The following is a 17,995-nucleotide window of genomic DNA, read 5'->3' on the forward strand; positions in this document are numbered from 1 at the left end:
TCATGGATACTCAGCGACAAAAGAGGATACGAGACTACGGAGTCCAAATCGGCAAGCTGGAAACGGGCACGCAAAACTCGATCACGGATGTGGCAGGGGTCACGGTCGGTCATGTCACACTCAGCCAGGGAGACATGCAGACCGGGGTCACGGCGATCCTGCCTCATCAGGGGAGTCTGTTCAAAGAGAAGCTCATCGCTTCCACACATGTCATCAACGGATTCGGTAAAACGATGGGAACGATCCAGATCAACGAACTCGGAACATTGGAAACTCCGATTCTATTAACGAACACATTGAGCATTGGAACAGCTGCCGATGCCTTGATTGATTACATGCTCGAACGGAATCCCGAGATCGGCAGAACGACGGGGACCGTCAATCCCGTTGTATGTGAATGCAATGACATGTTTCTAAATGATATCAGAGCACGGTTCATCACGAGGGATCACTTCCATAGGGCACTTGAAAACACCTCTTCAAAAGTAGAGGAAGGGACAGTCGGCGCCGGTACCGGCATGCTCTGTTATTCCTTGAAAGGCGGCATCGGGACAGCATCAAGGATCATGAAGTTGGACCATGGGACCTACACAATGGGGATCCTTGTCCTAACAAACTTCGGAATACTAAGCGATCTGACCGTTAACGGGAACCCGGTGGGAGAAGAACTGAAAAAAGCTATCCTCAAGACCCGTGAAGAAAAGGACAAAGGTTCCGTCATCATCATTGCAGGGACGGACCTCCCTTTATCCGAAAGGCAGCTCAACCGGATCATCAAGCGGACGGTCACGGGACTCTCCCGCACTGGTTCCGTCATCACAACCGGGAGCGGTGAGGTGGTCATCGGCTTCTCGACGGCAACAAAGATCCCACATGACCAAACGTCCCAATGCATGACTGTCGCCATGATCCATGAAGAAGAGATGGACGTTGCCTTCCGGGCAATCGGGGAAGCGACGGAAGAAGCGGTATTGAACTCATTGATCACCGCAACTCCCGTGGTGGGCAGGGATGGAAATGAAAGGCCGGCATTAAAGGATGTATTGGAGAAATACAATATAAAGCTTTAACACCAGGGAGGAAGTATGGAATCTACATTGATCATCATACGAGGCAACTCGGGAAGCGGAAAAACCACGACAGCCAAACGCCTTCAACACCATTTTGGCCGGGGGACACTCCTGGTCTCTCAGGATGTCGTCCGGAGAGACATGTTGAAGGTTCAGGATCGGGACGGCAACCTGTCCATAGATTTGATCCGACAGATCACAGAGTACGGTAAAGGCAAGAGTGAAGTGGTCATATTGGAAGGAATCTTTTCCGAACAGCGCTATGGGGACATGATTAGGGAGTTAATCCGCTTCTATAACGGAAAAGCCCATACATATTATTATGATTTATCGTTTCAAGAAACCGTTCGTCGTCATGATTCCCGTTCCAAACGGAGCGAGTTCGGGGAGGATTCTTTGCGTGACTGGTGGACTCCGGGGGATCATCTGTGTGTGGATGGGGAAGTATTCTTAACGGATGAGATGACGCAGGATGAAATAGTGGAATTAATTACAAAGCAAATATGAAAAAAGGAAGTGCAACATGTTACACGTAAAACCATTAGAAGAAAGAGATTATGAACTGATTAAAGAAGCAGAAAGAGTCATAGAAAAGAATTATCGATACGGTCGTCACCATATTGGTTCAGCCGTCAGAGCCACAACCGGGGTGGTTTATGCAGCCGTTCATGTAGAAGCGAATGTTGGCAGGATCACCGTCTGCGGGGAAGCGATGGCTATCGGAAAGTCTATTTCCGAAGGAGACCATGAATTCGAAACCATTGTAGCCGTCGCTCACCCTCATCCACACGAAGATATCGAGAAATGCTGGGTCGTCGCACCCTGCGGCATGTGTCGAGAGTTAATCAGTGATTACGGGACACAGACCGATGTCATCCTATCGTATCGGGGTGAATTAGTGAAATGTAATGTGATGGAACTTCTGCCGGAGAAGTATGGGAGTGAAATAGAATAGTAAAGTAGTATAAGGAGGAAATCATGATTCACTACAAAAACGAATTTCTAACTGTTTTCCAAAGCGCACTATATCAAACCACATCAGCCATCATCCAAACCGACGATGTTATGATCATGACCGATCCCAATTGGCTGCCACATGAAATACAAGCCATCCGGGAATATGTGAATCAAGAGTTAGGCGACAAACAGCTGTACATCATCTACACGCATAGTGATTTCGACCACATCATCGGTTCAGGTGCCATTCCAGAGGCAAAGGTGATCGCTACAGAAGAACTTGAAAATCATGAACAAAAAAACGAAATCGTTCAGAAAATCCAACAGTTTGATCAACGATATTATATAAAACGGGACTACGATCCCCACTATCCGTCCGTCGATCACGCCATAACCAGTGATGGGGAGAAGCTCAATCTCGGACAGCTTACCTTAACGTTTTACAAAGCACCGGGGCATACACATGATGGCCTTTTCACTGTCATAGAACCCTTGGGCATTCTTTTAACAGGGGATTATCTGTCTGATGTTGAGTTCCCATTCATTTGCAACAGCTACATAGATTATAAGAAAACGATGAAAAAGGCTGAATCGATCTTGGAACATCACTCAATCGGGATTCATGTCCCAGGTCATGGAACCGTGACGGATGACAGGGCTGAAATGACGCGAAGACTGGAGGAGTCCTCGTATTATATTAATCATCTTTTACAGGATGAAGAAGAGGTCGAAGCCTTTTGTCGCGAGAGGTATTCTTTTTTTGAAGGAATGAAGAGTATCCATTTTGAGAATTTAGAGATCGCGAAGAGAGAGGCTGAAAGAGACGAGTAGATTTCTGTATCCTTTCGACAAACAGCTTATAAAATGAATATTCAGCTCATAAATTGATATTCCGGATCATAAGTACCTAATTCCGGCTCATATATTTCTGAAGTGGATCATAAAGAGTTCAAACCGGCTCAAATAGGGGTTTAAACCAGGATGGATGATCCAGCCATCTGGGTTCATTTCACTTCAACTAAACGGGAAAACGACAAAAAAAGGGGCCATTCTATGAAACTCATCTTACTATTCGGACCACAGGCCGTCGGAAAAATGACGGTGGGGCAAGAATTAGAAAAAAGAACAGAACTGAAACTATTTCATAATCATATGACCATCGAATTGCTGCAGCCTTTCTTCGGATTTACAGAGGAAATGTGGAGAATATGCGGCATGATGCGAGAAGAAATCTTCAAATCCTTCTCACAAACAGAACAATACGGAATGATTTTCACGTTCATGTGGGCATTTAACGAGGAAAATGACTGGAAATGGGTCGAGAAGGTCACGAACATTTTCGAATCCAACGGTGCAGAAGTATATTTCGTTGAGCTTGAATCCGACCTGGAAGTGAGATTGCAAAGAAACACTACTCCAAACCGTCTGCAGCATAAACCTTCCAAGCGTAATATCGAAGACTCCGAGAAACGATTGCTCGCCTCATTGGAGAAACTTCGTCTGAACTCAAAGGAAGGGGAAATAGAAAGAGAGAATTATATAAAGATCAATAATACGGACATGAGTCCGGAAGAGGTTGCGGAGAAGATCATTGATAAATTTCAGCTCAAAAACTGCACGTGCACTTCACCTGAGAACGATTGACATCCATTGGAGGAACAACAATGAAATCCATAAACATCCTACACTACGACGCGTTTACAACCATCCCTGAAAAGGGGAATCCGGCTGGAATCGTCTTACATGGAGACAACCTTACAGATGAAGAAAAACAGGAGATTGCTTATAAAGTCGGATTTAATGAGACGTCTTTTCCAGTAACATCCGATGTTGCTGACCTTGGTATCCGATTTTTTACACCAGGGAATGAAATGAGCCTATGTGGGCATGGGACCATCGCCACGATGCACGCATTAAAAACAAGAGGGTTATTGGAGGATAAATCATATTTTACGATTGAAACAAAAGCAGGTATCCTCCCGATCAAGATTGAAAGTAATGGTACTATCTCAATGAAACAGGGCAAACCTCAGTTTCGTGAGTTTGATGGATCAAAGGACAAATTAGCTCATTCCATAGGACTTGAGCGGGATGATATAAATGAAGATTTGCCTATTGTATATGGTAGCACCGGTAATTGGACGTTGTTGGTACCAATTAACTCACTGGACTCTTTCCAGAAGATGAAACCTGAAAATCAGCTATTTCCATCTATTTTACAGGAGTTTCCCCATGCCTCGGTTCATCCATTTTGCTTGGAAACACATGATTACAAGGCAGACATGCATGGTCGTCATTTTTCTTCTGCCTATTCAGGTACAGCAGAGGACCCGGTCACTGACACGGCTTCCGCGGTGATGGGAGCCTATTATGCGCAATTCCTGTCAAACCAGGAAACTCTAACTCTCCTCATAGAGCAAGGTCATGAAATGAACAAAGACGGCAGAGTAAGGGTGCAAGTTACAAGAATTAATGAGGCTTATGAAATAGAAATTAGTGGTCAAGCCGTATATGTTAATGAATTTGATATTCATTACGGTGAGGGACGGACCTCAAATGAAGAATGAAAAATAGGAGGACCAAATGAACAAAAATCTTTTTCACTCCCCACCAACATTAGAATCCGAGAAAATAAAACTCATCCCATTAGAGGTTAAGCATTCAAAAGAACTTTTGGAAGCGAATGACCCTGATATATGGCGCTTTATGCTTACCGAAATCACCACCCATGAACAAATGGAACAATGGGTATCAGCTGCTGTCCGCTTAAGGGAGCAAGAGACCGCCATACCTTTTGCAGTAGTGTTAAAAGAACAGAACAAAATCATCGGATCGACCAGATTATTCGAAATCAATCTTACTCAAAAATCTTGTGAACTCGGTTCTACTTGGTACAGCAAAGATCATCAAAGGTCCTTCGTGAATTCCCATTGTAAGTATTTGATCCTGCGCTATTGCTTTGAAGAACTGGGGATGATGCGGGTTCAGATTAAAACCGATGAACGAAATCTACGTTCTCAGAGAGCGATTGAACGGCTAGGTGCCGTAAAAGAGGGAGTCCTTAGGAAAGAAAGGATTTTGTCGGGAGGCTATGTCAGAAATGCCGTTGTTTACTCGATCATTGATGAGGAGTGGCCATCTATAAAGGACGGGTTTGTTTTGAGAAATTCGAAATATTGAACGGCGGTGAAGCAATGAATCAATCTCCTCTTATTAAAGGGAAAAAGGTTCTCCTCCGGCAGCCAAAAGAAAACGACATTATGGATCGCTTAAAATGTGGCAGAAATCAAGAAATCGTCCGGATGTACGGTGGCGATACGAGAAACTTGAAACCATTCACGATGGAAGAGGCCAAAACGTTTGTTGAAAAGATTTCAGCCAACCAATACAACTGGTGTATAGAATACAACGGTCATTGTGTTGGACAGGCGCGACTGACCGTCAATGAAGAAGATCAACGAGCGCGTTTCTCCATAGGAATATTCAACCCTTCCATGTTAGGGAAAGGTCTGGGAACGGAAGTCACTAAACTGATAGTGGTATTCGCCTTTGAAGAACTCCAATTACATCGGGTGGATTTAAGGGTGTTGGAATATAATCACAGAGCTATTTCCTGTTATGAAAAGTGTGGGTTTGTGAAAGAAGGGGTTGAACGGGAAGGAGCGTTGATTGAGGGGAAGTTTGAGACGGATGTTTTTATGAGCATGTTGGATAGGGAGTATGAGGCCATGAAAGGCAAGTTCTATCTTTCATAAAATAGAAATAATAGGAGGTGAGATGGTTGTTGATTTTCCTCCTGAAACTGCTGGCTATAACTGCACTATATGTCATTTTGATAGCGATCTTTCACAGAGTAGTCAGCAAGTGGTTGAAGATGAAGAGAAGAAAGGCCTTTTCTCATGAGGTCATAAATGAACGGCATAAAAAAGGAAATAAGCTTATCGGGAATCTGACCGTGTTGGCAATGGTAGCCGGCTTTATCATGGATGTAAGTACGGATGTTGATCCAGATAACCGGTTTTTGCAACCGTATCTTATCATCGCGTTCTTTGTGGTAGGAAGGCTATTGTATAAATTTTATATGGAGAAGAAATGGCTGAGAGATAAAAGGGAATCTGTTTATACGTTAATGGAAGCGGGATTTTACACGTTGCTATTTGCTGTTGCGTATTCGACGAATTTTTGGATGATTTAAAGAGCAAGCATCCTAAGTTAGGGAGAATCACCTAATTATGAATGAAGACTTCAATAAAATTTGGCTAATCAACAAATTCGAAGAACTTAAAAAAAGGATTCTAAAAGCAATCGCTCAAATGTCAGATGAACAATTAAATTGGAGACCTGGAAACGCAGGTCATTGTGTTTCTACACTTATTCGTCACATCGATGGAAATATCAAAGAGAGAATTTACAAAGGAATATGTAACGGAACATATATTAGAGATCGTGAAGATGAATTTAAGCATGTGTATATTACTAAGGTAGAATTAGAGAAGCTTGTGCTTAATCAATTTCAATTTGTAATTGATACAATTAGTCAACTGTCGGAGGAGTCTCTTCTCAAAACTCAATTCGTCAGAGGTAGAGAACGTACAAATCTAGAAGTTCTGTATCAATGTGCTGCACACTTTTCCGAACATATGGGACAGATTTTGTATATAGCTAAGCTATGTTTAAAGGAAGAATATACATCGACGTCGATTTGATAAACTGGTGAGGAGAAACTTAATGATAAATAGTCAAACAGACCTCAAAGTCGTCATTGGAGCAGGAGAATACAATAATAACCCCGGTTGGCTACATACCCAGGAAGAAAATCTTAACTTGCTGGATGAAACGACGTGGAAAAGCATGTTCAAAGAAAGCTCTATTTCCGCTATTTTAGCAGAGCATGTATGGGAACACCTTACATACGAAGAAGGGCTACAGGCGGCAAAAATATGTAGGAAGTACATTAAACCATCTGGATACATTCGTTGTGCTGTACCTGATGGGTATTTTCCTGATGAGACGTATCAAAGAACTGTACAGATTGGAGGACCTGGGCCGGAAGATCATCCTGCCGCGAGTCATAAGATCGTTTACAACTATCAATTGTTAACAGAGATATTTGAAGCGGCAGGGTTTGAAGTGAATTTACTTGAGTATTTTGACGAGAAAGGGAAATTTCATCACAATGCATGGGATGGAGTTGACGGAGTGATCTTCCGTTCTAAGAAGTACGATCCTCGAAATCAGGGGGAGAGTATAGCTTTTCCTTCTCTCATCATTGATGCCTTTAAAAGGGGATAACCCAATCAGCTAATTTTATTGAAAACAATCTTCCATCGTGATAACATAATTGAAAATAAGAGGTGGATAAAAATGACACTCATTAACAAGCAACGCTCATTCACACAATTCCATCATCATATCAAGTAACCTTGCTATTCGATTTTAAACAATCGCACATAGGAAGGTTATTTCCCATAGAACCGCATTTGATTAAGTTTTTCGCTTATATCAAGTGCGGTTCTTTTTTATTTAAAAAGGAGGAGTAGGAAGATGAAAATGAAGAAAATGGATTATCAAAATGTCAAAGGGACACAGGATTATTTACCGGAGGCGGAAGTGATCAGAAGGAAAGTCAGAAGGACATTGGAGGATGTGTTCATTCAATACGGATGCAAGCCTCTCGAAACGCCTATCTTGAACTACACAGAATTACTCGCGTCAAAATATGCGGGAGGGGCAGAAATCCTGGAAGAGATGTACACTTTAACGGACAGGGGAGAAAGAGACCTTGCCCTTCGATATGACCTGACCATCCCGTTCGCCAAAGTGGCGGCCATGAACCCCACCATCACATTGCCATTCAAACGCTATGAAATTGGAAAAGTGTTCAGGGACGGACCTATCAAGGCAGGAAGGTACCGAGAGTTTACTCAATGTGATGTGGATATTGTAGGTGTAGATTCACAGGTTGCCGAAGCGGAGTTGATGGTGATGGCGTTAGATGCGTTCGGGAAGCTCGACATGAATGTAACGATTCAGTACAATAACCGGAAACTTCTGATGGGGATGCTTGAAGTGCTTGGTGTGGAACCAGATAAACTCAATCAAACGGTTCTCATCTTGGATAAACTTGAGAAAATCGGTGTCAAAGCGGTCTTGGCAGAACTTGACGATCTGCAGATATCAGATTCAACCATTAGCGCTATAGAACAATTTTTAATAGAGAAAAACTATGGCAGCTTTGATTATTTCGAATCGTATTCCAATAAAAATTCAAATGTAAAAGAAGGGTTAGCGGAAGTAAGGGAACTCGCATCTTACCTTGACTTCCTTGACGTTAGAGAGCAGTGCATATTCAATCCCTTTTTAGCCAGAGGGCTTGAGATCTACACAGGGACTATCTATGAAATATTCTTAACGGACCAATCAATCACTTCAAGTATCGGAAGCGGAGGACGTTATGATAACGCCATTGGGGGACTGCTTGGAACAGATGAATCCATTTCGACAGTCGGCATATCCTTTGGATTGGACGTCATTTATGCGGCTATGATGGTTTCCGGGCAAAACGTGAATCAGACCTCCAACATTGATTATTACATCATCCCCCTTGGTACCGAGAAGGAGGCTTTACGGGTCGCGGCTGGCTTGCGACAAAAGGGCTATACTGTGGAGCTTGAGATGAGCAGGAGGAAACTGGGCAAGCTGTTGGAAAAAGCGAATAAAGAAGGGGTTCGGAATGTGATTGTGATTGGGGAGGAGGAAATCAGGAAGAGACAGTATAAGGTGAGGAATATGATAACAGGAGAAGAAGAGTTGTGGGAGATGTAGGCAAGGTTTCCACTATACTATTTACCTAATATAGGTAAATCTGTATAGTTAATGAAAAACACAGTCGTAGGGGTGGTATGGTGGAAAGGTTAATAGATATTGTTCAGCGGCTGAATCAAACTTTCGAAATAAAAAGCTATGGGAAAGATCCTGCATTCAGCCGGTTCATTCCACAGGTGTACGATGGGAAGATGGACTGGAAGGCGAAATTCGAGCCTGCTTTCAGCGAATTATTCAATGGATTGATGATTAAAGGAAAGAGTGAAGTTAAGAGTGTGTTCCTCGCTGTTTTTCCGACAGAGGATGTATTAGAGACATTTATTCAAGAAGGCGAGCCTGGCGATTTGTTATTCATGCATCACCCACTTTTGATGGAATGCGGTGACCCAAAAGGAAACTGGGGAAGAGGGTTCGTCCCGATCAAGGAATCTCTGATAGACCGAATAAGGGAAAAAGGGCTTTCCATCTATACGTGTCATGTGCCTCTTGATTACCACAGAACATTAGGAACGAGTCAGGCCATCGCAGAGGCTATGAATGTAAACATAACAGACCGGTTTATTCATGATGAGAAACATGGAGACATCGGGATCATAGGGGAAGTCACCGAGACGAATACAGACGAGTTGATACATCGGATGGAAGAAATATTCGATCTCCCCTACGTCGATTTCGAGGGAAGGAAGAGGAAGATAAGAAAAGTGGCCGTCGTAGCGGGCTGTGGCGATAAAACTGCTTGGATGAAAGAGGCTGAAGGCAAAGGGGTCGATGCCTATATTTCCGGTGAAATCCATTGTCATATCGACAACGAGTACGGAAGAAAAAGATACGAAGAAGTGATTAGGTATGCTGGGGATACGAAGATGTCACTGATCGGTGTGTCCCATTCTGCGTCGGAATATTTGGTACATAAGACATTAATGAAGAGTTGGTTTGAGAGGGAGTTTGAGTTTAGTAGGATCCGTTTGATTCCACAGGAAAAATGGTGGTTGTAACTGGGTTAAGGGGGTGTCGAGCATGAACATAGAAGGTAAGAAAATCTTAGTTACTGGAGTCACGGGAACGTTGGGAGAAAAAGTAGCGGCAAGCTTTGTGGAAAGTGCTGAAGAAGTAAGGGGACTTGTTAGGGATGAAAGTCAATTCAATAGACTAAGAGGAATTGGGATTATCCCTGTGCGGGGAGAATTAATCGATCGATCGTCTTTAAGGAGAAGTGTAGAGAATATCGACCTCATCATTCACTGTGCGGCTTACCTGGGTGACGAAATGGAAGAAGCCGAGAAATCGAATGTAACGGGAGTAGAAAACCTGGCAAGTGTAGCATGGCAGGAAGGTGTGAAACGATTCATTCATATTTCCACGATTTCTGTTTACGGTGAGCCGACTGAAGGGGATTTTGATGAACAAACCACTTTGAATCCCTATCATGACGAGGCGTATATACAAACCAAAGTAAAATCCGAATTAATTCTTAAAAGCTATTCTGATAAAGGACTGGATGTAGTCATTTTAAGGCCGGGTGCTATCTGTTCAGAAGAGAATTCATACTGGGGAGATAGACAAATTCACAGAATGGCTCATGCAGATGTGGTGGATTGGGTTCACCCTGATGATCTTATTCCTTGGATCCATAAGGATAACCTGGTGGAGATGATTCATTTGGTCACGGAGAAGGGAAGTAGTGGGGATGTTTTTAATGCAATCGATGGAAACATTCCAGATCAAGATTTTCGTAAAAGATTAATCGATATATTAGGGAAAGAACTAAAACTGCCCAATCGGATCGTCGAACGTCCTATGTACTCCAATCAAAAAATAAGAGAGTTAGGTTATGTCCCGGGTAAATCATTCGAAGACACGATGCGAAATTTGGGAGAGATGGCAATCAAGATGAAAGATTCCCTGTAATAAATTTTCAAAAAGGATGTGTACAGAGTGGCAGTAGTAGGTATTTTAGGAATGACACATGATGAAGAAATGCAGAAAACATATAACTATCCACTTTCATTGGTGGAAGAGTTAATTGGGGAATTTAATCCCGATATCATTTGTGGAGAAGTTCATCCATTGAGCTGGGAACTCTATCAAAGAGAGGGAGAACCTTTTGGCATATTAGGAGAAACTCAGCCGGAATATCCAAAACTTATATTCCCATTATGTAAGAAAGAAGGTATTGAATTTTTTCCAGTAAATTGGTTCGAAGAGGATGTATTCGAAGAAGGGCCATTTGACCGTTTTGATGCAGATAGGAAGAAGCAGTTAGAAAGAGAACTGGAGGAATGGAATAAAAAGAAATTATCCACATGGGATACAGGACAGATCCCATTCAACTCTTTGGAATATGATGCGGTAACGAAAGCAATGTATGACTGGTTACACACCATAAATCCAGAAGTCCAACAAATTGTCTGGAGTGCAAGACATTATATTATGGCAGCCAGGGTGAAAAATGCAGCTAAGAAATTCCCAGATAAACGGATACTGTGCATCCATGGAGCTGACCATAATTATTGGTATGATCAATCGCTGAGGAATGAAAAAGGTATTGAGGTAATATATCCAATAAGATAGGGGAAATCAATTAAGAAAGAGTGACCTGCACATGACAACATTCGGTTTAATCAGACATGGGATCACAGATTGGAATGATCTCGGTAAAGCACAAGGAATATCTGATATTCCTTTGAATGAAAACGGAAGAGAGCAAGCTTTTCTTATAGGAGGAAGGCTCATGAACGAAGGAAAATGGGATTTGATTGCCACAAGTGATTTATCTAGGGCGGGGGAAACAGCTCAAATCATCGGGAGCGCATTAAACATACCTATCAATCAAGATGCTAGACTCAGAGAAATAAACTGTGGGGAAATTGAAGGGACGACTGAAGAATACCGATTGCAAACATGGGGGAAGAACTGGAGAGATATAGTGAAGGGAATGGAAAAGTATGAGGAAGTAGGGAGGAGAGGGAAGGAAGCTTTGCGAGAATTGGTCAATACATATCCTGGCCAACGAATATTAATTGTGAGTCACGGCGCATTGATTGGCTTAACCCTTCAGCACTTACTTCCTATGCAATTCCCTGAAACATATATCGATAATACTTCCCTTACGATTCTCAAGTACATGAGCCGGGAATGGAATTGCCCACTTTATAACTGCACTGCCCATTTAACATGATCCTCTATAAAGAAAATTCGACATGAAGGATCAATTAATGAAAATACGGATTAATTATCATCCATACAGGGTTAATAAATCGAAATCAGGATTAATAAATTTTATAACGGTTAAATAATTGCTCAAGATGGATTAAATAATGAAGAAAGTCTTTCCGTTGATATGGCATAAGGAGTTATCATGCCATAATGCAGCTATCTCTTAAAAAAGTCCGGCCACATAGCCGGACTTTTTTTGAGGGACGGACCTCCAAAAGGTATAGTAACTTCATTGGTTGCACACGTCAAAAAGGTTCGTCCCTCATATTAAATCAATAAAAACATTATAAAAAATAACAAAAATTTATTGAAAAACAATAAATCCTATGGTAAATTCATACTATATTATCTAGCGAGGTGCTATGTATGAAACGGGAAACGAATCTTTTGAAGATTGCTCTTTTTCTTATCGGGGCTCCCATTGCAGCTTTATGCTTCATTGGGTTACCTATAGTCGCTATAGATGCAGCAGGTTCAAGTCTGGCCTATGTAGTCTATGGGTTATTGGCCGTGATGTATTCGTCGGCGATTCCTTTCTTCACCGCATTGTTTCAGGCTTACAAACTGTTAAAGTATATTGATCTAAACAATGCGTTCTCGGAATCATCCATTAAAGCGTTGAAGACGATCAAAACATGTGCCATTGTGATCAGTTTCTTCTATGTGTTGGGAATGCCGCTCTTTTATGCGGTGGCACAAGTGGAAGACGCGCCAGGTGTCATCTTAATCGGTTTGATCATTGTCTTCGGTTCAGCCGTGATTGCCGTCTTTGCCGCCGTCCTGCAGAAGCTTCTGAAAAATGCCATTGAAATCAAATCTGAAAATGATTTAACGGTCTGAGGTGAGAATATGGCGATTATTATTAATATTGATGTAATGCTTGCAAAACGGAAAATGAGTGTGACGGAGCTTTCGGAAAAGGTGGGGATCACCATGGCGAACCTGTCGATTTTGAAAAATGGAAAGGCAAAGGCGGTTCGATTATCCACCCTTGAGGCGATCTGCAAGGCCCTCGACTGTCAGCCGGGGGATCTGCTGGAGTATCAACGGGATGATGATGCAGGAGAATCATGATGACTAGAGCAGTCAAACAACTTCTTCGCTTCGGCTGGGAGCAGGCACTTTCCTGTTTGTTTCCGGTTGTCATCTTTGCCTCTCTGGCCCTAACCCAGATAATTCCGCTTCCATTTCTGCCGCGGTATGACTGGTTGCTTCTTATCTGCCTTCTGATGCAATGGGGGATGGTGAAGTCGGGTCTTGAAACCCGTGATGAACTGAAGGTGATCACATTGTTTCACATCATTGGACTTTGCCTTGAACTTTTTAAGGTACATATGGGCTCGTGGTCTTATCCTGGGGAAGGCTATTCGAAACTGTTCGGTGTCCCTTTGTACAGCGGATTCATGTACGCCAGTGTCGCAAGTTACCTGTGCCAGGCGTGGAGGAGATTGAAGGTCGAGTTGATCCAGTGGCCGCCGTTTTGGCTCGTCGTTCTTCTTGCCGCTGCGATTTATTTGAACTTTTTTACCCATCATTACTGGATCGATATCCGCTGGTGGCTGTCTGGAATGGTCATCGTCGTCTTTTGGAGAACGTGGGTCGCTTATGAGGTGGGGCGGACACGTTACCACATGCCCCTTGCACTTTCTTTTGTCCTTATCGGCTTTTTTATCTGGATTGCTGAGAACATCGCCACATTCTTCGGCGCATGGGAATATCCGAATCAAACGGACGCCTGGAGCCTCGTGCATCTTGGGAAGGTTAGCTCATGGCTCCTGCTTGTCATCGTCAGCTTTTTGATTGTGGCAACGTTGAAGCGAGTGAAGGGGAAAAGTTCTGTGGCCCATATAAGTACGAGTCAATCTTTATAATATTCAACAAGCATAGACGACCAGTGGTTCAAGAGCCACAGGTCGTTTTTACTCTTAAAAAGTTTTGAATATCCTAAAAGAAAGAAAGCAAAATAAAATAGTGAGTCTGCTTGATTCCAGGTATACCGTGTGAAAAACATATGACAAAGGAGGGTGAAAGGATGTCTAAGAAAAAGAACAAAGAACTTCAGCATAACAAGGCTATGCCTAAGTCCGATGTTGAATTTGCTCAGAACGGTCTTGAGAAAGTAGCGATGAAAGCACAGGAGCGTAAGAATAAGTAAGGTATAAAGTTTTAACAGGGATAGATCCCTTGGTGCGCCATTTCAAAGCCCCAAGGGATCTGTCTTTTTTGAATAACTTGGAACCTTCAGCGAACTGATACGTACATGTATTAACATGAAAATGAGTGGAACCCAAAGGGACTGCGTATCGCGGCAGTGGTGATTGCACTTGAGAGGACCATATTCATGGCGCTATGCTAGTTCTATTAACGTCCGTGTATCTATTCAAGAACAGGAGGCTCTTGGAATAATGGAAGAGAAGTATATCTTGATCAATGGAAGGAATGTTTTCGTCAAACAAAAAGGAGAAGGAGAGCCAATACTATTCCTCCATGGTGGACCAGGGGGGAGTCTTGAATATTTTCTCCCACATATGGAACCCCTTGCGGAAGATTTTCAGATCATTTTATATGACCAAACGGGGTGTGGAAATTCTGCAGTAGAGGAAGGTCATACATATTCAATTGCTGATGAAGTCAACAATCTTGAAGAAATCAGAAAAGTCCTCAACCTGGAGAAGATGACCCTTTTCGGCGAGTCGTGGGGCAGCATCCTCGCCCTTTCGTATGCGGCAAAGTATCCGGAACACATTAATCAGTTGATACTGACCGCCGCCGTCGGCCTAAGCTCAAATGATTATCGGGCTTTCAAACAAAACCTCCTCCAAAAACTCGGTGTTTATAAGAAAATGCTTCTCGGATGGTATTCTTTTTCCTCTCTTTTCAGTATTAATGCCTCAAGTAAGCTAGAGGAACTACTGGATCCCTATTATGTGTATTCTAGCGATTCATTAAAAAAGAAAAAAGAGATTTCATACAACAAGAATGCTCTTAAAAACATAGGGAAGGAACTGGAACAACATTATAACCTGATCCCATCCTTGCCTGAGCTACGTTCCCTTCCCATCTTAATCGCACAAGGATCACATGACATTATAACGCCTGCATATTTGGAAGGAAATGTGCTGACCCATTTGCCGAATGCCACCCTCACTGAAATTGAAGAAAGTGGTCATTGGACCATCCTTGAACAGCCCGAGAAGATGGAGAAGTTGATTCGGTCCACCATGCTTACTAAAGGGGCAGATGCTCAGATTCACGTGTGAAAAAGGAATCCTTCTCTCAACAGAAAGGATTCTTTTTCATAAAAACGGTTGACATCTCTAACTGTAAATATTATTATTACAGTGTACCCGCAACAAGGGTTATATTTTAAAACATAACTGTTACTTTTTTTATTACATTTAGAAGGAGTGTGTAAACACATGGTCAATTTATTTCTGACACCAAGCTGTACGTCCTGCCGGAAAGCAAGAGCGTGGCTTGACGAACATTCAATACCTTATGTGGAACGTAACATGCTGACAGAACCGTTGACACCTGATGAGATCAAGTCGATTCTTCGCCTGACGGAAAATGGAACAGAGGACATCATTTCCAAACAATCAAAGGCGTATCAGGAGTTGAAGGTAGACATTGATTCGTTGCCACTCCAGGACTTATATACATTAATCAGAGAAAACCCGCTTATGCTGAAAAGACCGATCATGCTGGATGAAAAAAGACTACAGATCGGCTATAACGATGAAGAAATCCGCAGCTTTCTTCCAAGGAAAGTACGTAACTTCGAATATCATGAGCTGCAAAAGCTGGCCAACTGACGATAAACGGGATTCTTGACAGTCTAAACTGTAAAAGATACCATTACAGTAACATCCGTGAAGGAGGCAGGCTATGAATAGCAACTTTACCTTAGCCATCCACAGTTTAACGTATCTGGCCCTGCAAACGGATCGCATGTCGACAAGCGATGCGATTTCAGAAAGTGCCGGCGTGCATCCGGTCCGGATCCGCAAAGTCCTTAGCCTTTTGAAAAAGCAGGGATTTATCGCATCCAAAGAAGGAACAGGCGGCGGATTCATCTTTGCACGGGAGTTGAGCGACATCAATCTGTGGGACATATACAAAATCACCTCAGAAGGGGCCTTGCAGCCGAAATGCACAGCCGCAAACGAACGGTGTCTCATCGGTGCGAATATGAAACATGTCCTTTTCCAGATTTTCCTTGGAGCAGAAGAGAAACTGGGCGATTATTTAAAGGACTACACCATTAAAGACATCGTCGATATGATCAATCAGGAGAAAGCGTAAAAGGCTTTCTTGCTCTATAAATGTAACAAATATTATTACAGTTGAGAAGGTGAAAGAATATGTCAAACCAACCATCTATCTTAAAAACCGGCGATTGGATCAAGGGTACCTTACTTACAGGTGAACTGGTCATCGGCTATATAGAGAACCTGGACGCCAAAGGCAATGCCGTAAAAGCGAAAATCGTGACCAGCGACAATAAGACCATCGAAGGGAAGACCATCCCTCTATTGAACAGACAGATCAAAAAAATCCCGGATACCCATATCAAGAATAAGGAGCAGATCCAGTTCCTCATTGACCTTGCCTTGGAAACGGGAGATGAAGAGTGGTTTATTGAATTGACAACGAAGCTGAATTCCATGAGGGAGCTTGCACAGGGAGTGTCTTGATTGTCATAAAAGTATCAAAGCTGAAGAGAAGGACTCTTCAGCTTTTTCTTGTTCAGTTGGCAAATAAAAAAGAACCCGTCCCAAATTCAGGAACAGGTTCATTGATGATTAAAGATTTGACCGTTTAGGCGTTACAAGGATCTTACACTGTGACCGGTCGTTGATCACCGTTTCAAATCCTTCTTCCACAATGTCATCTAAATGGATTTTCTTTGTGATGACGAATTCTTCATTAATCATGCCTTGAGAAAGTAATTCAATGACTTTAGGGTAAACGTTCATATATGTCATGGACGTTGAGATCTTAACGTTTTTACGAACCGCAATGTTCGGGTTGAACGTGACAGGCTTTTCCCATAGGCTGATGACTTTTAATTCACCATTAAATTTTGTACTAAGGTATGCTGCTTCAAATGTCGGTTGAACACCTGCCACTTCATACACAACATCTGCACCTTTCCCATTTGTTAAAGCGTAAATCGTTTCAACAGGGTTGTTCTCTATCGGATTAATCGCATGAGTAGCTCCGACTTTTAGTGCTGTTTCAAGACGTTTTTCTGCAATTTCAACCACGATGATTTTCGAAGCACCCGCAGCTTTTAGTGCTTGAATCAATAGTAATCCAATAGGACCTGCCCCGAAAACGGCGACTTCATCACCAAATGAAAATTGGCTTGAACGAATCGCTTGTGTGACAACGGATACTGGCTCAACAAGTGAGGCAAGTTCTAAACTCATCGCATCAGGAATTTTGTGTATACGTTCCATTGGAGCGACTACATATTCTGCAAAGCCGCCATCCTCATTGATCAGTCCGATGAACCCTCCGTTTTCACATACATTGTAATGTCCTGTTAGACAAGATTCACACGTCCCGCATGGAAGAACGGGTTCAATCACTACTCGCTCTCCAACTGCAACGGTTGTGACATCTCCTCCAATCTCTACAACTTTTCCTGAAAATTCATGCCCCATGATAACTTCAGAATTGTCTGCTGGAATCATTAAAGGACCCGCAACATATTCATGCATATCACTTCCGCAAATCCCGCACCATTCAACTTCTACTCTTACCTCATTTGCCTTTGGTGTTGGAATTGGTGTTTCAACCACTCGAATATCTTTTGGTCCAAAAAATTTAGCTGCTTTCATATATCCTACTCCATTCTGATGATTTATTTTGTGTATCGCTAATATAAGGCTTTACTATTCAATAACGCTCCTCTAATG

The 17,995-nt window shown here is 42.5% G+C and carries 25 protein-coding genes; 24 read left to right on the forward strand and 1 reads right to left on the reverse strand.

Annotated features, from left to right (window positions below):
- Positions 1-2 precede the first annotated feature (2 nt).
- From LCL96_RS16295 to LCL96_RS16405, 24 genes are all read left to right on the forward strand, one after another.
- A complete protein-coding gene (locus tag LCL96_RS16295) occupies positions 3-1,070 on the forward strand; it encodes a P1 family peptidase (RefSeq protein WP_224942737.1) in 1,068 nt (355 codons plus the stop codon).
- Positions 1,071-1,085: 15 nt separating this feature from the next.
- Complete coding sequence (locus LCL96_RS16300; protein ID WP_224942739.1) at positions 1,086-1,577, forward strand: kinase; 492 nt, start codon at positions 1,086-1,088, stop codon at positions 1,575-1,577.
- Positions 1,578-1,593: 16 nt separating this feature from the next.
- Positions 1,594-2,025: a cytidine deaminase gene (locus tag LCL96_RS16305; protein WP_224942741.1), complete on the forward strand. Its 432-nt coding sequence runs from the start codon at positions 1,594-1,596 to the stop codon at positions 2,023-2,025.
- Positions 2,026-2,048: 23 nt separating this feature from the next.
- Positions 2,049-2,858, forward strand: coding sequence for an MBL fold metallo-hydrolase (locus LCL96_RS16310; protein ID WP_224942743.1), 810 nt, complete (start codon positions 2,049-2,051; stop codon positions 2,856-2,858).
- Positions 2,859-3,080: 222 nt separating this feature from the next.
- Positions 3,081-3,671, forward strand: coding sequence for an AAA family ATPase (locus LCL96_RS16315; protein ID WP_224942745.1), 591 nt, complete (start codon positions 3,081-3,083; stop codon positions 3,669-3,671).
- 20 nt (positions 3,672-3,691) lie between these two features.
- Positions 3,692-4,594, forward strand: a complete 903-nt coding sequence (locus LCL96_RS16320) for a PhzF family phenazine biosynthesis protein (protein ID WP_224942749.1) — start codon at positions 3,692-3,694, stop codon at positions 4,592-4,594.
- 16 nt (positions 4,595-4,610) lie between these two features.
- The gene (locus tag LCL96_RS16325) at positions 4,611-5,207 is read left to right on the forward strand and encodes a GNAT family N-acetyltransferase (RefSeq protein WP_224942752.1); all 597 of its coding nucleotides are present in this window, start codon (positions 4,611-4,613) and stop codon (positions 5,205-5,207) included.
- Positions 5,159-5,782: a GNAT family N-acetyltransferase gene (locus LCL96_RS16330; RefSeq protein ID WP_224942756.1), complete on the forward strand. Its 624-nt coding sequence runs from the start codon at positions 5,159-5,161 to the stop codon at positions 5,780-5,782. Before LCL96_RS16325 ends, LCL96_RS16330 begins: the two co-directional genes overlap by 49 nt.
- A 26-nt stretch (positions 5,783-5,808) precedes the next feature.
- The gene (locus LCL96_RS16335; protein ID WP_224942757.1) at positions 5,809-6,222 is read left to right on the forward strand and encodes a DUF4181 domain-containing protein; all 414 of its coding nucleotides are present in this window, start codon (positions 5,809-5,811) and stop codon (positions 6,220-6,222) included.
- Between the two features lie 37 nt (positions 6,223-6,259).
- Complete coding sequence (locus LCL96_RS16340) at positions 6,260-6,733, forward strand: DinB family protein (RefSeq protein WP_224942758.1); 474 nt, start codon at positions 6,260-6,262, stop codon at positions 6,731-6,733.
- Positions 6,734-6,755: 22 nt separating this feature from the next.
- Positions 6,756-7,319: a class I SAM-dependent methyltransferase gene (locus LCL96_RS16345; protein ID WP_224942760.1), complete on the forward strand. Its 564-nt coding sequence runs from the start codon at positions 6,756-6,758 to the stop codon at positions 7,317-7,319.
- Between the two features lie 258 nt (positions 7,320-7,577).
- Complete coding sequence (locus LCL96_RS16350; RefSeq protein ID WP_224943508.1) at positions 7,578-8,852, forward strand: histidine--tRNA ligase; 1,275 nt, start codon at positions 7,578-7,580, stop codon at positions 8,850-8,852.
- 80 nt (positions 8,853-8,932) lie between these two features.
- A complete protein-coding gene (locus LCL96_RS16355; protein WP_412103600.1) occupies positions 8,933-9,847 on the forward strand; it encodes a Nif3-like dinuclear metal center hexameric protein in 915 nt (304 codons plus the stop codon).
- Positions 9,848-9,869: 22 nt separating this feature from the next.
- Entirely contained in the window at positions 9,870-10,760 is an 891-nt protein-coding gene (locus LCL96_RS16360) for an NAD-dependent epimerase/dehydratase family protein (RefSeq protein ID WP_224942764.1), read from the forward strand.
- A 27-nt stretch (positions 10,761-10,787) separates the two neighbouring features.
- Positions 10,788-11,423 (forward strand): hypothetical protein, encoded by a 636-nt coding sequence (locus LCL96_RS16365; protein ID WP_224942765.1) that lies wholly within the window; start codon positions 10,788-10,790, stop codon positions 11,421-11,423.
- A 31-nt stretch (positions 11,424-11,454) separates the two neighbouring features.
- Positions 11,455-12,030: a histidine phosphatase family protein gene (locus tag LCL96_RS16370; RefSeq protein ID WP_224942766.1), complete on the forward strand. Its 576-nt coding sequence runs from the start codon at positions 11,455-11,457 to the stop codon at positions 12,028-12,030.
- Between the two features lie 404 nt (positions 12,031-12,434).
- The gene (locus LCL96_RS16375) at positions 12,435-12,908 is read left to right on the forward strand and encodes a DUF2975 domain-containing protein (RefSeq protein ID WP_224942767.1); all 474 of its coding nucleotides are present in this window, start codon (positions 12,435-12,437) and stop codon (positions 12,906-12,908) included.
- 9 nt (positions 12,909-12,917) lie between these two features.
- Positions 12,918-13,142: a helix-turn-helix domain-containing protein gene (locus LCL96_RS16380; protein WP_224942769.1), complete on the forward strand. Its 225-nt coding sequence runs from the start codon at positions 12,918-12,920 to the stop codon at positions 13,140-13,142.
- Positions 13,139-13,939, forward strand: coding sequence for a DUF817 domain-containing protein (locus LCL96_RS16385; protein WP_224942771.1), 801 nt, complete (start codon positions 13,139-13,141; stop codon positions 13,937-13,939). The genes LCL96_RS16380 and LCL96_RS16385 overlap by 4 nt, the downstream gene beginning before the upstream one ends.
- Before the next feature lie 161 nt (positions 13,940-14,100).
- A complete protein-coding gene (locus tag LCL96_RS23485; RefSeq protein WP_263628205.1) occupies positions 14,101-14,223 on the forward strand; it encodes a hypothetical protein in 123 nt (40 codons plus the stop codon).
- A 250-nt stretch (positions 14,224-14,473) separates the two neighbouring features.
- Entirely contained in the window at positions 14,474-15,328 is an 855-nt protein-coding gene (locus LCL96_RS16390) for an alpha/beta fold hydrolase (RefSeq protein ID WP_224942773.1), read from the forward strand.
- A gap of 159 nt (positions 15,329-15,487) precedes the next feature.
- On the forward strand, positions 15,488-15,883 hold the full coding sequence (spxA, locus tag LCL96_RS16395; RefSeq protein ID WP_224942776.1) for a transcriptional regulator SpxA: 396 nt from the start codon (positions 15,488-15,490) through the stop codon (positions 15,881-15,883).
- A 73-nt stretch (positions 15,884-15,956) separates the two neighbouring features.
- Positions 15,957-16,373 carry an RrF2 family transcriptional regulator gene (locus LCL96_RS16400; RefSeq protein WP_224942778.1) on the forward strand — a complete coding sequence of 139 codons (417 nt, stop codon included), beginning with the start codon at positions 15,957-15,959 and terminating at the stop codon, positions 16,371-16,373.
- Between the two features lie 59 nt (positions 16,374-16,432).
- Entirely contained in the window at positions 16,433-16,765 is a 333-nt protein-coding gene (locus tag LCL96_RS16405; protein WP_224942779.1) for an IDEAL domain-containing protein, read from the forward strand.
- A gap of 108 nt (positions 16,766-16,873) precedes the next feature.
- Here the strand turns inward: LCL96_RS16405 and LCL96_RS16410 are convergent, their stop codons facing one another.
- Positions 16,874-17,917, reverse strand: coding sequence for a 2,3-butanediol dehydrogenase (locus LCL96_RS16410; RefSeq protein ID WP_224942780.1), 1,044 nt, complete (start codon positions 17,915-17,917; stop codon positions 16,874-16,876).
- Positions 17,918-17,995: the final 78 nt, after the last annotated feature.

It is taken from the genome of Rossellomorea aquimaris (assembly GCF_020172085.1).
In the GTDB taxonomy this organism is placed as follows: domain Bacteria; phylum Bacillota; class Bacilli; order Bacillales; family Bacillaceae_B; genus Rossellomorea; species Rossellomorea aquimaris_E.

Excerpts from the sequence above, each read along its gene's own strand:
- LCL96_RS16295 (WP_224942737.1), top strand. The coding sequence starts at position 3 with ATGGATACTCAGCGACAAAAGAGGATACGAGACTACGGAGTCCAAATC.
- LCL96_RS16300 (WP_224942739.1), top strand. The coding sequence starts at position 1,086 with ATGGAATCTACATTGATCATCATACGAGGCAACTCGGGAAGCGGAAAA.
- LCL96_RS16305 (WP_224942741.1), top strand. The coding sequence starts at position 1,594 with ATGTTACACGTAAAACCATTAGAAGAAAGAGATTATGAACTGATTAAA.
- LCL96_RS16310 (WP_224942743.1), top strand. The coding sequence starts at position 2,049 with ATGATTCACTACAAAAACGAATTTCTAACTGTTTTCCAAAGCGCACTA.
- LCL96_RS16315 (WP_224942745.1), top strand. The coding sequence starts at position 3,081 with ATGAAACTCATCTTACTATTCGGACCACAGGCCGTCGGAAAAATGACG.
- LCL96_RS16320 (WP_224942749.1), top strand. The coding sequence starts at position 3,692 with ATGAAATCCATAAACATCCTACACTACGACGCGTTTACAACCATCCCT.
- LCL96_RS16325 (WP_224942752.1), top strand. The coding sequence starts at position 4,611 with ATGAACAAAAATCTTTTTCACTCCCCACCAACATTAGAATCCGAGAAA.
- LCL96_RS16340 (WP_224942758.1), top strand. The coding sequence starts at position 6,260 with ATGAATGAAGACTTCAATAAAATTTGGCTAATCAACAAATTCGAAGAA.
- LCL96_RS16345 (WP_224942760.1), top strand. The coding sequence starts at position 6,756 with ATGATAAATAGTCAAACAGACCTCAAAGTCGTCATTGGAGCAGGAGAA.
- LCL96_RS16350 (WP_224943508.1), top strand. The coding sequence starts at position 7,578 with ATGAAGAAAATGGATTATCAAAATGTCAAAGGGACACAGGATTATTTA.
- LCL96_RS16360 (WP_224942764.1), top strand. The coding sequence starts at position 9,870 with ATGAACATAGAAGGTAAGAAAATCTTAGTTACTGGAGTCACGGGAACG.
- LCL96_RS16370 (WP_224942766.1), top strand. The coding sequence starts at position 11,455 with ATGACAACATTCGGTTTAATCAGACATGGGATCACAGATTGGAATGAT.
- LCL96_RS16375 (WP_224942767.1), top strand. The coding sequence starts at position 12,435 with ATGAAACGGGAAACGAATCTTTTGAAGATTGCTCTTTTTCTTATCGGG.
- LCL96_RS16380 (WP_224942769.1), top strand. The coding sequence starts at position 12,918 with ATGGCGATTATTATTAATATTGATGTAATGCTTGCAAAACGGAAAATG.
- LCL96_RS16385 (WP_224942771.1), top strand. The coding sequence starts at position 13,139 with ATGATGACTAGAGCAGTCAAACAACTTCTTCGCTTCGGCTGGGAGCAG.
- LCL96_RS23485 (WP_263628205.1), top strand. The coding sequence starts at position 14,101 with ATGTCTAAGAAAAAGAACAAAGAACTTCAGCATAACAAGGCTATGCCT.
- LCL96_RS16390 (WP_224942773.1), top strand. The coding sequence starts at position 14,474 with ATGGAAGAGAAGTATATCTTGATCAATGGAAGGAATGTTTTCGTCAAA.
- spxA (WP_224942776.1), top strand. The coding sequence starts at position 15,488 with ATGGTCAATTTATTTCTGACACCAAGCTGTACGTCCTGCCGGAAAGCA.
- LCL96_RS16400 (WP_224942778.1), top strand. The coding sequence starts at position 15,957 with ATGAATAGCAACTTTACCTTAGCCATCCACAGTTTAACGTATCTGGCC.
- LCL96_RS16405 (WP_224942779.1), top strand. The coding sequence starts at position 16,433 with ATGTCAAACCAACCATCTATCTTAAAAACCGGCGATTGGATCAAGGGT.
- LCL96_RS16410 (WP_224942780.1), bottom strand. The coding sequence starts at position 17,917 with ATGAAAGCAGCTAAATTTTTTGGACCAAAAGATATTCGAGTGGTTGAA.